At 68.7% G+C, this 14385-nt stretch carries 13 protein-coding genes; 3 read left to right on the top strand and 10 right to left on the bottom strand.

Annotated features, from left to right (window positions below):
• Nucleotides 1-4 precede the first annotated feature (4 nt).
• Nucleotides 5-985, top strand: a complete 981-nt coding sequence (locus B7R24_RS07135) for a methylenetetrahydrofolate reductase (protein ID WP_116418267.1) — start codon at nt 5-7, stop codon at nt 983-985.
• Complete coding sequence (metE, locus tag B7R24_RS07130; RefSeq protein ID WP_116418266.1) at nt 982-3303, top strand: 5-methyltetrahydropteroyltriglutamate--homocysteine S-methyltransferase; 2322 nt, start codon at nt 982-984, stop codon at nt 3301-3303. The genes B7R24_RS07135 and metE overlap by 4 nt, the downstream gene beginning before the upstream one ends.
• A gap of 33 nt (nt 3304-3336) precedes the next feature.
• Here the strand turns inward: metE and B7R24_RS07125 are convergent, their stop codons facing one another.
• The 5 genes from B7R24_RS07125 to B7R24_RS07105 form a co-directional block, all read right to left on the bottom strand.
• The gene (locus B7R24_RS07125; protein ID WP_116418265.1) at nt 3337-3741 is read right to left on the bottom strand and encodes a PIN domain-containing protein; all 405 of its coding nucleotides are present in this window, start codon (nt 3739-3741) and stop codon (nt 3337-3339) included.
• An 11-nt stretch (nt 3742-3752) separates the two neighbouring features.
• Nucleotides 3753-3962, bottom strand: coding sequence for a type II toxin-antitoxin system VapB family antitoxin (locus B7R24_RS07120; RefSeq protein WP_116418264.1), 210 nt, complete (start codon nt 3960-3962; stop codon nt 3753-3755).
• 150 nt (nt 3963-4112) lie between these two features.
• The gene (locus B7R24_RS07115; protein WP_116418263.1) at nt 4113-4760 is read right to left on the bottom strand and encodes a class I SAM-dependent methyltransferase; all 648 of its coding nucleotides are present in this window, start codon (nt 4758-4760) and stop codon (nt 4113-4115) included.
• A gap of 92 nt (nt 4761-4852) precedes the next feature.
• Nucleotides 4853-5608, bottom strand: a complete 756-nt coding sequence (locus B7R24_RS07110) for an SDR family oxidoreductase (protein WP_116418262.1) — start codon at nt 5606-5608, stop codon at nt 4853-4855.
• 86 nt (nt 5609-5694) lie between these two features.
• Nucleotides 5695-6870 (bottom strand): acyl-CoA dehydrogenase family protein, encoded by a 1176-nt coding sequence (locus B7R24_RS07105; protein WP_116418261.1) that lies wholly within the window; start codon nt 6868-6870, stop codon nt 5695-5697.
• Between the two features lie 110 nt (nt 6871-6980).
• Here B7R24_RS07105 and B7R24_RS07100 point away from each other — a divergent pair, with 110 nt between their 5' ends.
• On the top strand, nt 6981-7661 hold the full coding sequence (locus B7R24_RS07100; protein WP_172582741.1) for a QsdR family transcriptional regulator: 681 nt from the start codon (nt 6981-6983) through the stop codon (nt 7659-7661).
• Here B7R24_RS07100 and B7R24_RS07095 read toward each other — a convergent pair.
• The 5 genes from B7R24_RS07095 to kdpB form a co-directional block, all read right to left on the bottom strand.
• On the bottom strand, nt 7645-8241 hold the full coding sequence (locus tag B7R24_RS07095) for a DUF6611 family protein (protein WP_116418260.1): 597 nt from the start codon (nt 8239-8241) through the stop codon (nt 7645-7647). The genes B7R24_RS07100 and B7R24_RS07095 overlap by 17 nt on opposite strands.
• 73 nt (nt 8242-8314) lie before the next feature.
• The gene (locus tag B7R24_RS07090) at nt 8315-9058 is read right to left on the bottom strand and encodes a response regulator (RefSeq protein WP_116418259.1); all 744 of its coding nucleotides are present in this window, start codon (nt 9056-9058) and stop codon (nt 8315-8317) included.
• Entirely contained in the window at nt 9055-11565 is a 2511-nt protein-coding gene (locus B7R24_RS07085) for a sensor histidine kinase (RefSeq protein WP_116418258.1), read from the bottom strand. The genes B7R24_RS07090 and B7R24_RS07085 overlap by 4 nt, the downstream gene beginning before the upstream one ends.
• Before the next feature lie 15 nt (nt 11566-11580).
• The gene (kdpC, locus tag B7R24_RS07080; RefSeq protein WP_116418257.1) at nt 11581-12192 is read right to left on the bottom strand and encodes a potassium-transporting ATPase subunit KdpC; all 612 of its coding nucleotides are present in this window, start codon (nt 12190-12192) and stop codon (nt 11581-11583) included.
• Nucleotides 12193-12221: 29 nt separating this feature from the next.
• Nucleotides 12222-14384, bottom strand: a complete 2163-nt coding sequence (gene kdpB, locus B7R24_RS07075; protein WP_116418256.1) for a potassium-transporting ATPase subunit KdpB — start codon at nt 14382-14384, stop codon at nt 12222-12224.
• Nucleotide 14385 lies beyond the last annotated feature (1 nt).

Here is a 14385-nt window from a genome sequence, read left to right as displayed (position 1 = left end):
CGGCGTGTCTTCACCATCTGCACCGACGGTCTCCTTCGAGCTCTACCCTCCTCGTAGCGAGAAGGCCGAGGCGGGGCTCTACGAGACGCTCGAGCACCTGGCCACGGCCCGCCCCGAATTCATCTCGGTGACGTACGGTGCGAACGGCAGCACCCGCGGCCGCTCCCTCGCCGTGCTCTGCCGCCTGCGCGAACTCGGCGTCGAACCGATGGCCCACCTCACCTGCGTGGGAACCACCTACGCCCAGGAGAGCCTGGTGATCAGGGAGTTCCTCGACGCCGGCGTCACGAAGTTCCTCGCGCTGCGGGGCGACCCGCCCGAGGGGAGCACCGAGAACGACACGTTCCTGGGCGACCTCGGCAGTGCCGGCGAGCTGGTGCAGCTCGTGCACCGCGTGCAGGCCGAGAAGGAGCAGTTCACGCAGGCGGATGTTCCGGGATTCCCGCGCGCCAAGAGACTTAAAAGCGGCGCCAAGGTCACCATCGCGGTCGCGGCCTTCCCGAACGGGCATCCACGCTCGCGCTCGGTGCAGCAAGACCTCGACACCCTTCTTGCGAAGGAGGCCGCCGGTGCGAACCTGGCCATCACGCAGCTGTTCTTCCACGCCGATGAATACCTGCGGTTCGTCGAACTGGCCCGGGCGGCCGGCGTCGGCATGCGCATCCTGCCCGGCATCATGCCCGTGCTGAGCGAGGCACGGCTGACGAAGATCGTCGAGCTGACCGGCGAACGGATGCCCGGGGAACTGCTCGGGCAGCTGCAGGCCGCCGGCTCGACCGAGGCCCAGCAGCGCGTCGGCATCGAGCACGCCCGGGCCCTCTCGGAGCAGTTGCTCGAAGGCGGCGCCCCGGGCCTCCACCTCTACACGTTCAACCAGCACCACGCCGTGCTCGCCGTGCTCCGCTCGCTCGGGCTCGCACCCGGCGCACCCGGCGCCGGCATCATCCCCGAGTCACCCATCTCTGTATCGAAGGGCATCGCATGACAACCCACTCTCCCTTTCCCCGCGGCACCGTTCTCGGCTACCCGCGCATCGGCCGTCGCCGCGAGCTGAAGAAGGCCGTGGAGGCCTTCTGGGTCGGAAAGATCTCGGCCGACCAGCTCGAGGCGAGCGCTGCAGAGCTGCGCGCCGCGACCCGTGAACGCCTGGCCTCGCTCGGGCTCGGTCGTGACGACTCCTCCATTCCCGAAGGATTCAGCTTCTACGACCAGATGCTCGACACCGCCGTCACCGTCGGGGCCGTGCCCAGCCGGTTCGCCCGGGTCGTGGGCGCCGACGGAACCGTCGACCTGGCCGGCTACTTCACCATCGCACGCGGTGAGGGCGACGACGTTCCCGCCGAGATGACGAAGTGGTTCGACAGCAACTACCACTACCTGGTACCTGAGATCGGGCCCGAGACCGACCTGCACTTCGCCTCCGACCGGCTCGTGCGAGAGTTCGCCGAGGCGAAGGCGGCGGGCTTTCTCACCCGCCCCGTCATCGTCGGACCGATCACCTTCCTGCTGCTGAGCAAGGCCAGCGAACAGGCACCCGAGGGCTACGACCCGCTCCACCGCCTCGACGACCTCATCGCCGTGTACGAAGGGCTGCTCGCCGAGCTCGCCGACGCCGGTGCGGAGTGGGTGCAGCTCGACGAGCCCATCCTCGTCAGCGAATCGGTCGACGTCGACCGCGCGGTCGTACTCGAGCGCACCGCCCACGCCTACCGTCAGCTCGGTGGGGTGGATGCCCGCCCGCAGCTCTTCGTCTCAGCCCCCTACGGCAGCCTCGACGATGCCCTCCCCGTGCTGCTCGACGCCCCCATCGAAGCGATCGGGCTCGATCTCGTGAAGGGCTCCGTTCCGGCCGGAATCACGACCGGCAAGACCCTGGTCGGCGGCGTGGTCGACGGCCACAACATCTGGCGCGGCGACCTCGCGGCGGGGTTCGACAAGCTGACCTCCCTGGCCGGGAGCGGCGCGCCCGTCGCGGTCGCGACATCCACCAGTCTGTTCCACGTGCCGCACGACGTGGCCGACGAGACGCTGCTCCCCGCGCGGCTCGTCAGCTGGCTGGCCTTCGCCGACCAGAAGGTGGCCCAGGTCGCAACGCTCGCAAAGGGCCTGGCCGAGGGGCGTCTCGCCATTCGTGACGAGTTGGATGCGGCATCCGCCGCCCTCGCAGACCGGCAGAGCGCGCCGGGTGTCCGCGACGGGGCGGTGCGTGCCCGCGAGGCAGCGCTGACCGATGCCGACTTCAGCCGTGGAGCCTACGGTGTGCGGCTCGCAGCTCAGGATGCCGCGCTCGGCCTGCCGTTCCTGCCCACCACCACGATCGGGTCGTTCCCGCAGACCGGGGACATCCGCCGCGAGCGCGCCCGGCTCGTGAAGGGTGAGATCAGTCACGACGAGTACGTGACGGCGATGCAGGAGGAGATCCGCCGCGTCGTCGCCCTGCAGGAGGAGATCGGGCTCGACGTGCTCGTGCACGGCGAACCCGAGCGCAACGACATGGTGCAGTACTTCGCCGAGAACCTCGACGGGTTCGAGGTGACCGAGAACGGCTGGGTTCAGAGCTACGGGTCACGGTGTACCCGACCCTCGCTGCTCTGGGGCGACGTCTCCCGCCCGGCGCCCATCACGGTCTCATGGTCGACCTTCACGCAGAGCCTGACCTCGAAGCCCGTGAAGGGGATGCTGACCGGCCCGGTCACGATTCTCGCCTGGAGTTTCGTGCGCGACGACCAGCCGCTCCGGGAGACGGCGAACCAGGTCGCCCTGGCGCTGCGGGACGAGATCGCCGACCTCGAGGCGGCGGGCATCGGCATCATCCAGGTCGACGAGCCGGCGCTTCGCGAACTGCTTCCGCTGAAGACGGCCGACCAGGCCGACTACCTCGACTGGTCGGTGGGGTCGTTCCGGCTCGCCACGGCCGGCGTCAGCGACCGCACGCAGATCCACACGCACCTCTGCTACTCGGAGTTCGGCGTGGTCATCGACGCGATCGACCGTCTCGACGCCGATGTCACCTCGATCGAGGCCGCGCGCTCCAAGATGGAGGTCGTACCCGACATCCAGCAGGCCGGGTTCGCCCGGGGAATCGGGCCCGGGGTCTACGACATCCACTCGCCGCGCGTACCGAGCACCGAGGAGGTCGAGGGCCTGCTCGAGATCGCGCTCGGCGCCATCCCGAACCGCCAGGTCTGGGTGAACCCCGACTGCGGCCTGAAGACGCGCGGCTACGACGAGACCGTTGCGTCGCTGAGCAACATCGTCGCCGCAACCCGACACGTGCGCGAGCGCGCCGCCGCGGCGCAGTAGCGCTCGGATAGCCCCCGCGGTGCCGCGCCGGGGCTATTCGGGCACGTATTCCTGGTGAAAGCTCTCGCCCACGGCGTCGGCGATGTAGCCGAAGTCCCGGTCATTGTTCAGCACGATCGCGCCGTTGACCCGGGCATAGGCAGCAATGAGGCAGTCGAAGGCGGCGGCGGCGCGCATCCGCCCGGTTCTCCAGAGGGCCTGCTGGATGTCGAGAGCATCGGCAGCGCTCGGGTGCACATGGGCGGGCAGCAGGTCATCCATGTCTCTCCGCAGCTCGGCGTACTCGGCAGCGGTGCGGGCAGAGTGACAGTACTCGAGAACCTGAGGCGGACAGGTGATGAACAGGTGCAGCGGCGACAGCTGGGTCAGTCGATGGGCGATCCGCGTGCTGCGGCCGGCCTTCTGCCAGATGCTGTTGTCGACAAGATAGGTGCTCACGCGCGGTGAGCCTAGTCTCCCCGCGGAGCAACGGTGCCGGGGTCGAGTTGTTCTGTGGAGAACTCGCGTGCGATGATGCGGCTCACGACGTCAGGCTGGCGACGGATCGCGATGAGCGTCTTCAGCGCCAGGTCGACCGTTTCGCGGTTGCTCGAGGCACCAGCGAGCGCACGGGCCGTACGGAGTTCGACGGGATCGATGTCGATCGATGTCACGGTCATGGGTTGCTCCTCGTCTTGTATAGACGACTATATAGCGCCCCGGATGCCGGTGCCCGGCTCGGAGCGAAACCCCCGAGCGGGAGCCGATGGGCGGAGCGGGCCAGCAGCGGGCGGAGCGGGAGGCGGCGGCGGGAGGAGGAGGAGGAGGGGTCAGGCGAGGCGCCGGGCGCGCAGGACGATGTCTTCGGTGTGGTGGGCGCCGGCGCCGGATGCCACGTGGCGGGGTCTTGTCTCGTCGAGTTCGATCACCCAGTCGCCGGGGTGGGCGGCGAGGGTGGCGTCGAGCAGCGCGCGTACGTTCGCGGGGCTGACGTAGTCGTCGGGGTCGAAGCCGTGTTTCGCCGCCTCGTCCGTCGTGGCCCGCGGGTGGTGCACCACGAGCAGGGTTCCGCCGGGCGCCACAGCGTCAAGCAGGGCGTGTTCGGCGAGGTCGCCCGCCGTTCGGGCGAGGGCCGGGTACTGCGCCGAGACCAGATCGAAGCTGCCCGGTTCGATCCCGGCTTCGAGCAGACCGGCGTGCAACCAGGTCACATGCTGCCCGCGCGCCGCGGCCTCGCTCTCGGCACGGTCGAGTGCGACCTTCGACACGTCGAGCGCCGTCACCTGCCAGCCCTGCTCCGAGAGCCAGAGCGCGTCTGCACCCTCGCCGCAACCCACGTCGAGCACCCGGCCGGGGTTCAGCGACGTCGCCTCGGAGATGAGCGTCGCATTGGGCCGGCCGCTCCAGAGCTGGGAGAGGTCGGCGTAGCGCGCATCCCACTCGCGCTGCTCGCCCAGGTCGACGTTCTTCTCATCCATAGCTGAAGCATGCCGCCGCCGCCGCTCGCGGCACAAATCCTCGGCCGAAATGGCACGAACGTCGAGGCGGCCGACCGGCCGCGGCTCGAGGCTCAGGCCTTCGGCCCACCCGCCACGTACAGCACCTGGCCTGAGACGTAGCCGGCCGCCTCCGAGCAGAAGAAGGAGGCGGCGGCCGCGATGTCGTCGGGCGTGCCGACACGGCGCACCGGGATCTCCTTCGCCGCGCCGTCGAGGAACTCCTCGAAGGTGATGCCGAGGCGGTCGGCCGTGGCCCGCAGCATGTCGGTGGCGATGAAGCCCGGCGCGATCGCGTTGGCGGTGACGCCGAACGGCCCGAGCTCGATGGCGATCGTCTTCGTGAAGCCCTGCAGTCCGGCCTTCGCCGCCGCGTAGTTCGCTTGGCCGCGGTTGCCCAGAGCGGAGGTGCTCGAGAGATTCACGATGCGGCCCCACTTCGCGGCGACCTGGTGCCGCTGCACCTCCCGGGTCATCAGGAACGCGCCGCGCAGGTGAACCGCCAGCACGGAGTCCCAGTCGCCATCCGTCATCTTGAACAGCATGTTGTCGCGCAGGATGCCCGCATTGTTGACCAGAACCGTCGGTGCACCGAGCCGGTCGACCACGGTCGCCACCGCGCGCGCGACATCCTCCGAATTCGACACGTCTGCGCCCACGCCGAGCGCCAGGCCGCCCGCCGCCTCGATCGCCGACACGGTGGCGGCCGTGTCTTCTTCGCGCAGGTCGATGACGGCTGTCGCGAACCCGTCTGCAGCGAGCCGGATGGCGACGGCTCTGCCGATGCCCTTGGCGCCTCCGGTGACGATGGCGGTGCGGTGGTCGGTCATGTGTGCTCCTGGTGAGAGATGTGCGGGTCTGGGACGGGAGGTGAAAGAGTGGCTGTCGTGGTCGACGGAGAGGGGATGATCGCCCGTCACACGAACGCGGCGTGCCCGGTGATGGCACGCCCGACGATCAGCGTGTTCATCTCCCGGGTGCCTTCGAACGAGTAGATCGCCTCGGCGTCGGCGAACGGCTTGGCGGTTCCGTACTCGAGCACGATACCGTTGCCGCCGAGAACCTCGCGAGACCACGCGACCGTCTCCCGGGCCTTTGCCGTGACGAACGCCTTCGCGAGCGCGGAGTGCTGGTCGGCCTGCCGACCCTCGTCGTGGAGCTTCGATACCCGCACGCAGAGTGCGATGCTCGCCGTGATGTTCGCCAGGCACCCCGCGAGCCGGTCCTGCACGAGCTGGTGGGCGGCGATCGGCTTGCCGAACTGCACCCGCTCGCCGGCATAGGCGACGGCTGCCTCGTAGGCGCCGATCGAGTTGCCGACCGCCTGCCACGCGACCCCGGCCCGGGTCAGCTTCAGGATGACCGCAAGGTCGCGGAACGAATCGATCTTCTGCAGCCGGTTCTCTTCGGGGACGATCATCTCCGTCATGACGATGTCGGCGTTCTGCACGATGCGCAGGCTCTGCTTGTTCTCGATCTTCGTGGCCGAGAACCCCGGCGTCGATGTGGGCACGATGAAACCCTTGACCTGCCCGTCGGCCGCATCCCGCGCCCAGATGATGACGATGTCGGAGAAGGTGGCGTTGCCGATCCAGCGCTTCTCGCCGTTCAGCACCCAGGAGTCGCCGCGCCGCTCGGCCGTGGTGCGGAGCCCCTTCGCGGTGTCGGAGCCCGACAGCGGCTCGGTCAGACCGAACGCCCCGATGACCTCTCCGGTCGCCATGGGCGGCAGCCACTCGGCACGCTGCTCGTCGGAGCCGCCGACCCCGATCGACCCCATCGCCAGCCCGCTCTGCACTCCCGTGAAGGTGTTGAGCGATGCGTCGACGCGGGCCATTTCGAGCCCGGTCCAGCCTCGGTAGACCGCGCCGCTCTCGAACTGCCGCGACTCCTCCCACTCGGGACCGAACAGCCCGAGCGAGGCGATGCCGGGAATGAGGTGGTGCGGGAACTCGGCCCGCGCCCAGTAGTCCGTGGCGATCGGTGTGACGTTCGTCTCGAAATAGCTCCGGATGCTCGCCACCGACTCGTTCTCACGGTCGCTCAGTTCGTCTTGGAAGTAGTAGAAATCGCTTGCCAGGTTCATCGTCATGTGACCATCTCCGTTGCTTGGTCGACAGCCCTTCTTCGGGCGCCTCCCTCCACTATGCATCATTCTGCAAAATGTTGCACGCCTTCCCAGCCAACGATAGAGTGCCGGACATGACGAGCGAAGAGGCCCTGGGCATCCTGCACGGCCGGGCCCCGGGCGTCCCCCGCAGCTCGCTGGGCGAGGTGGGCACGGCCCTCGTGCCGACGGCCCTGTCACGCCGCATTGCTGAGGGTGCCGCCTCCCACGCCGACGCGCAGCGGGCATTCGTCGCCGCGCGCAGGCTCTTCATCGCGGGCGAACGCATCGACATGGGCGAGCTGGCCGCCGGTCTCGGGGTCGAGCGCACCTCGCTCTTCCGCTGGGTGGGCAACCGCGATGCGCTGCTGTCGGAGGTGCTCTGGTCACTCGCGGTGCCGACGTTCGACCAGTCCGACAGCGCGGCGGCGAACCAGAGCGGCGCAGAGCGCATCTGCACCCTGCTGTCCATATTCGTCGACGACCTGATCGTGGCGGACTACTTCCGGGTCTTCCTCCGCCGCGAACCGGCCCGGGCGCTTCGCCTGCTGACCACCACCGGCAGCGAGGTGCAGCGGCGGTTCCTCGCCGTGGTCGAGACACTTGTTCGCGAGGAGAGAACGGCCGGGCACACGGCGTTCGCCCTGCCCGACCACGATCTCGCCTACCTGCTCGTGCGCATCGCTGAGTCGTTCACCTATGCCGACCTCATCAACGACGAGACACCGAGCGCCGAGCGCGCCCGGGCGGCGTTCGAGTTCATCCTGCGGGATTAGTCCGGCTGCGCAGCGTTCTGCGGTACAGGGTCTGTTCGGGGATCGCATCGTAGATCTCGGCCCATCCCGCCTCGTACTCGAGTGGACTGAGCAGACCGCGCTCGCGCAGCGTGTCGAGCGTCCGCAGGCGGTCGGTGGCGTGGTCGAAGTACTCGACGTCGCCCACGGTCTCGAACCGGCCGCCGACGGGGATCGACATCACTGTGAGCCGCCGCAGCCCGGGGCGGAGCGTCGTCGTGAGGCGCAGGGCGACCACGAAGCCGGCCACGTACACGCCGAGCACCATCGCGGTCGCCGCCATCGGGGGCCACGAGTCGAGTGCCAGGAAGGTGAGAAGTCCGATGACCGCGCCGGCCACGGGCCAGGTGCGGTAGAACTGCAGGGCCCGCCTCTCGCCGCGGTTGGTGCCCGGGGGGAAGACGGTCAGGCGGGTGCGGTTCCACGTGGTTCGCCCGGTCGGCGAAACGTCGACGCTCCCCCAGGGGTGCGGGCCTTCGAGGAAATGCTCCGTGGCGCGGGCCACGGTTCTGGGCGTCCTGGCCCGGTGGGCGGCCGCCGAGAGGGAGTGGAACTGGGTCATCTCCTCAGGCTAGAAGCGTGTTCGGGCTCATTCCAGAGCACTAACGAGGTTCCTACGCTTCCTTGACGGACTTCTAACGCTCGCCGCTCTGAGCGGGTCGCTGCGACTCGGCCGGCCGCTCCGACGCGATGCGATCGGGGTTGAACCGGTACCCCATCCCCGACTCGGTGATGAGGTACCGGGGCTGGGCCGGCACCGGTTCGAGCTTCTTGCGCAGTTGAGCGATGTACACGCGCAGGTATCCCGAGTCGTTCGTGTGGTGCACACCCCACACCTCGGTGAGCAGGGCGTCTCTCGTGATCAGCTTTCCCGGGCTGCGGAGCAGAACCTCCAGGATGGCCCACTCCGTCGGCGTGAGCCGGATGGTGTCGGGCTCGTCGATGCTGCCGTGGTAGATGTGCTTGCCGACCAGGTCGACGGTGACCGTCCCGAACGTGATGAGGGGCGCATCCTCCACGGTGAGCACCCGGCGGGTCAGGGCACGGATGCGGGCGAGGAGCTCGTCGATGCTGAACGGCTTGGTGACGTAGTCGTCGGCGCCGGCATCCAGAGCCTCGACCTTGTCGGCCTCTCCCGTACGGCCGGAGACGACGAGAATGGGCACTGTCGACCAGCCGCGGATGCCGTGGATGACGTCGATACCGTCGAGGTTCGGCATGCCGAGGTCGAGCATGATCAGGTCGGGGTGGTGCTCGATAGCCTGGTTCAGCGCCCCCGCTCCGTCTTCGGCGGTCACGATGTCATAGCCGCGCGCGCGAAGAGTGACGGTGAGGGCACGGATGATCTGGGGGTCGTCGTCGGCGACCAGGATTTTCACGGGGTGAGCTCCGGCATCGGTTCGGGGGCTGGGGTTCGGGCGGCGGGAAGGGCGATGACCATGGTGAGGCCGCCCCCGGGGGTGTCATCGGCTTCGAGGGTGCCGCCCATGCCCTCGACGAACCCCTTCGAGAGGGCGAGGCCGAGGCCGAGGCCGGTGAGGTTGTCGGTGTCGCCCAGCCGTTGGAACGGCACGAAGATCTCCTCGCGGCGCTCCGGCGCGATGCCCGGCCCCTGGTCGGCGATGCGGATCTCGACGGTGCCGGCGAACTCGCTCGTCGAGATGAGAACACGCTTGCCGGCGGGCGAGAACCGCACGGCGTTCGAGAGCAGGTTGACCACCACCCGTTCCAGCAGGCCGTGGTCGGCCGTGACGGGGTGGGAGGTCTCGGGGAGGTCGAGTTCGACGGTGTCCGGGCCGAGACCGAGCTCGTCGATGGCGGGCAGCACGATGTCCTCCACATCGACGGAGCTGAGGAACACGGCGAGCGCACCCGCCTGCAACCGGGTGACGTCGAGCAGGTTGGTGACGAGCAGGGAGAGGGTGTCCAGACTCTCCTGCGCCGTCGTCAGCAGTTCCAGTCGGTCGGGCTCGGCCAGCGTCACGTCAGTGGCCAGCAGCCCCCCGACCGCAGCGGTCGCGGCGGTCAGCGGACGCCTGAGGTCGTGCCCGACCGCGGCGAGCAGGGCGCTCCTGACCCTGTCGGTCTGGGCCAACGGCGCGACCTCGCCAGCGGTCTCGGCCAGGTCGCTGTACTCGAGGGCGGCGTCCAGCTGGGTCGCGATGACGGTGAGCAGGCGACGTTCGGATGCCGCCAGATCGCCGCCGTGCAGCTCCAACTGAGCGTGGTCGCCGACCGGGATCACGGTGATCTCGTCAGACCCGGTGGACTCGCCGTCGCTGTGCGAGACCGTTCCGTCGATGAGCAGCCTCACGGAGCTGAGCCCGAAGGCCTCACGGGTGCGGGTGACGAGCGCCTGCAGCGCGTCCTGTCCCCGCACCACGCTGCCGGCGACCGTGGCGAGCAGCTCCGACTCGGCAGCAGCGCGCGTGGCGGCACGGGATCGGCGCGCGGCCTGGTCGACGACGACACTCACCAGAACGGCGTTGACGACGTACAGGCCGAGGGCGAAGAGATGCACCGGCTCGGTCACCGTGATCGTGTAGACCGGGTCGACGAAGAAGAAGTCGAGCGTGAGTCCCGACAGGAGGGCCGCGAACAGGGCCGGCCCGAACCCGCCGACCAGCGCGACGACGACCACGAGCAACTGGTAGGTGAGCACGTCGCTGGTGATCGAGTCATCCGACCGGAGGCTGACGAGCAGCCACGTGACCAGCGGCCCGCCGCCCAGCGCGATGGCCAGGCCGAGCAACCGGCGCTTGCGTGTCAGCGCTCCCCCGAGCCGCGGCAGCGCGAACCGCCCACCCGCGGCAGCGTGGGTGACGATGTGCACATCGATGTCGCCCGACTCACGGATGACCGTGGCACCGATGCCCGGCCCGGTGAGCAGAGCGCTGAGCCGACTGCGGCGACTCACCCCGATGACGAGCTGGGTGGCGTTCTCGGCCCGGGCGAACTCGACGAGGCCGTGCGGGATGTCGTCGCTGACGACCTGGTGGTACGAACCGTTGAGGGTCTCCGCGAGTTTCCGCTGGGCGAGGAGGGCCCCGGGGCTCGCATCGCGCAGACCGTCGTCGCTGGAGACGTGCACGACGAGCAATTGCCCCCCGGCCGATCTCGCCGCGATGCGCGCGCCCCGGCGGATGAGGGTCTCCCCCTCGGGTCCCCCGGTCAGTGCGACGACGACGCGCTCCCTGGCCTCCCACTTGTTCTGGATGCCGTGCTCGCGCCGGTAGTTCTTCAGGGCACTGTCGACCTCATCGGCCAGCCAGAGCAGAGCGAGCTCCCGCAGCGCGGTGAGGTTGCCGAGCCGGAAGTAGTTCGACAGCGCGGCGTCGATCCGGGTCGCGGGGTAGACGAAGCCCCCGGCGAGTCTGTCCCGGAGAGCCTGCGGTGCCAGATCGACGACTTCGATCTGCTCGGCCGATCGCAGCACGCTGTCGGGAACCGTCTCGCGCTGCGGGGCGCCGGTAATCTGCTCCACGACGTCGGTCAGCGAGTCGATGTGTTGGATGTTGACGGTCGAGATGACGCTGATGCCGGCGTCGAGCAGGGTCTCGACATCCTGCCAGCGCTTGACGTTCGTCGATCCGGGCGCGTTGGTGTGGGCCAGCTCGTCGACGAGAGCCACGTCGGGCTTCCGGGCGAGAACGGCCTGCAGGTCCATCTCGGTGAGCTCGACGCCACGGTGCACAGAGACGGTGCGGGGAACGGTCTCGAGACCGAGCAGCATGCTGGAGGTTCCCTTGCGGCCGTGCGTCTCGACGATCGCGACGACGACGTCTCTGCCTTCGCCCTTCAGGCGACGGCCCTCCTCGAGCATGCTGTAGGTCTTGCCGACCCCGGGTGCCGCACCCAGCAGCACCCGGAATGTTCCCCGCTTCATCTCGTGTGTCGCTGCCTAACCGGCCAGCTCGGCCAGCGCGATGTTGAGCTGCAGCACATTGACGGTCGGCTCGCCGAGGTAGCCGAGGTCGGGGGCCTGGATTGCACGGTCAACCACCTTCTGTACCTCTTCCACGGGCAGCGAACGGGCCGCCGCGACGCGTTCGACCTGAAGCTGAGCGTACTCGGGGCTGATGTGCGGATCGAGTCCCGACGCGGATGCGGTCAGCGCGTCGGCCGGGATCTGGTCTTCGGTCACTCCATCGGATGCCACGATTGCAGCCTTCCGGTCGGCGATCGCGGCCAGGAGGTCGGCATTCTCGGGGCCGTAGTTGCTGCCGCTGGACGCCGCGCCGTCGTAACCGTCGCCGGCCGCCGACGGGCGGGACTGGAACCATTCCGGCAGCGCGTTGCCGTCTGCGTCGGTGAAGGACTGCCCGATCAGCGCCGATCCGACGACGGCATCGCCGGACCGCACGAGGGACCCATTAGCCTGCGCCGGCAGCGCGAGCTGCCCGATGCCGGTGATCAGCAGGGTGTAGGCGACGCCCAGCACGGCGGTGAAGACGATCATCGCCCGGAGGGCGACCCAGTACTGGCGCCCGGCGGTGCGTGAAGTGGTACTCATGATGTGAAACCTTTCCTGTCGGGCGACGCTCAGAAGCCCGGAATGACGCTGACCAGCAGGTCGATGATCTTGATGCCCACGAACGGGGCGATGACGCCGCCCACGCCGTAGACGAGGAGGTTGCGACTCAGTACGCGCGATGCGCTGAGCGGACGGTACTTCACGCCGCGAAGCGCCAGCGGAATCAGGATGACGATGATGATCGCGTTGAAGATGATGGCCGAGAGGATGGCCGAGGCCGGCGAGTGCAGCACCATGATGTTGAGCACCTGCAGCCCGGGAAAGATACCGGCGAACATCGCGGGGATGATCGCGAAGTACTTGGCCACATCGTTCGCGATCGAGAACGTCGTCAGGGCGCCGCGGGTGATCAGCAGTTGCTTCCCGATCCGCACGATGTCGATCAGCTTGGTCGGGTCGCTGTCGAGGTCGACCATGTTGCCGGCCTCCTTCGCAGCGGAGGTTCCGGTGTTCATCGCGACCCCGACATCGGCCTGCGCGAGAGCCGGGGCGTCGTTCGTGCCGTCACCAGTCATCGCGACCAGGTTGCCGCCCTCCTGCTCGCGCCTGATCAGAGCGAGCTTCTGCTCGGGCGTCGCCTCGGCGAGAAAGTCGTCGACCCCCGCCTCCTTCGCGATCGCGGCGGCGGTCAGCGGGTTGTCGCCGGTCACCATGACGGTGCGGATGCCCATCTCGCGCAACTCCGCGAAGCGCTCTGCGATCCCCTCCTTCACCACGTCTTTCAGGTAGATCACGCCGAGAACGCGGGCCTCACCCTGTGCGTCTTTGCCGGCGACCACAAGCGGAGTGCCGCCGGCGTTGGAGACGCGCTCGATGCTCTCTTCGAGCTCGGCGTGCTCACTGCTGGCGAGGCGGCCGGACTCCTCCACCCAGGCCGTGACAGACGAACCCGCACCCTTTCTGATCTGAGAGCCGTCGGGCAGGTCGAGCCCCGACATGCGGGTCTGCGCCGTGAACGGCACGATGTCGCCCGGGATGACCACGCTGCGGTTGAATCCCTGCTGGGCCGCGAGGTCGACGATCGACTTGCCCTCGGGGGTCGGGTCGGCGAGAGAGCTGACGGCGGCGGCGTACCGCAGATCATCCATTCGCACCCCGGCCAGCGGGGTGAACTCCGCGGCCTGCCGGTTGCCATAGGTGATCGTGCCGGTCTTGTCGAGCAGCAGTGTCGTCACGTCACCGGCGGCTTCGACCGCGCGGCCCGACATGGCGAGCACGTTCCGCTGGACAAGCCGGTCCATGCCGGCGATGCCGATCGCCGAGAGCAGACCACCGATCGTCGTGGGGATGAGACACACGAGCAGAGCGATGAGCACCGGCAGGCTGACCGCAGACGCCGCGTAGCTCGCGATCGGGTTGAGCGTAAGGGTGACGATGACGAAGACGATGGTGAGGCTCGCGAGCAGGATGTTCAGAGCGATCTCGTTCGGCGTCTTCTGCCTCGAAGCGCCCTCGACCAGGGCGATCATCCGGTCGACGAACGTCTCTCCGGGCTTCGAGGTGATGCGAACGACGATGCGGTCGGAGAGCACGCGGGTGCCGCCCGTGACGGCGCTTCGGTCACCGCCGGACTCGCGGACGACCGGGGCCGACTCACCCGTGATGGCGGATTCATCGACGCTGGCGATGCCCCAGACGATGTCGCCATCGCCGGGGATCAGGTCGCCGGCCGTGACCACGACGACATCGCCGAGGGTCAGGTCGGCCGAGGAGACGACCTGCGTCGCGCTGTTGTCGGCCGAGGCGTCGGCCTTCTCGTCATAGCGGGTGACTCTGTTCGCAGAGGTGCTCGTGCGCGTCTTCCGCAGGCTGTCGGCCTGGGCCTTGCCACGGCCTTCGGCCACGGATTCGGCGAGGTTCGCGAAGACCACCGTCAGCCAGAGCCAGATGGCGATACCCCAGGTGAACGAGCCCGGTACCGCGGCCCCGCCGGACTGCTCGGGGCCGCCGATGAACGGCTCGGCGATGGCCAGGGCCGTCGTGAGGGCGGCGCCGATCTCGACGATGAACATCACGGGGTTGTGCCACATCTCGCGCGGATCGAGCTTCGCGAGCGCGCCGGGAGTCGCCGCAACGAGCTGGCCGACGCTGAAGGCGCCGCCACCCGTCTTCGGGTGGTGAGTCTCTGTCGGGCTCGGTTCGGAGGAACGGGTCGGTGTCAGTGTCGACATG

Origin of the sequence: Subtercola boreus, assembly GCF_003399645.1 — a bacterium.
Taxonomy (GTDB): Bacteria; Actinomycetota; Actinomycetes; order Actinomycetales; family Microbacteriaceae; genus Subtercola; species Subtercola boreus_A.
Note: the sequence above shows the minus strand (reverse complement) of the source record. Positions and strands in the feature narration are given on the sequence as shown.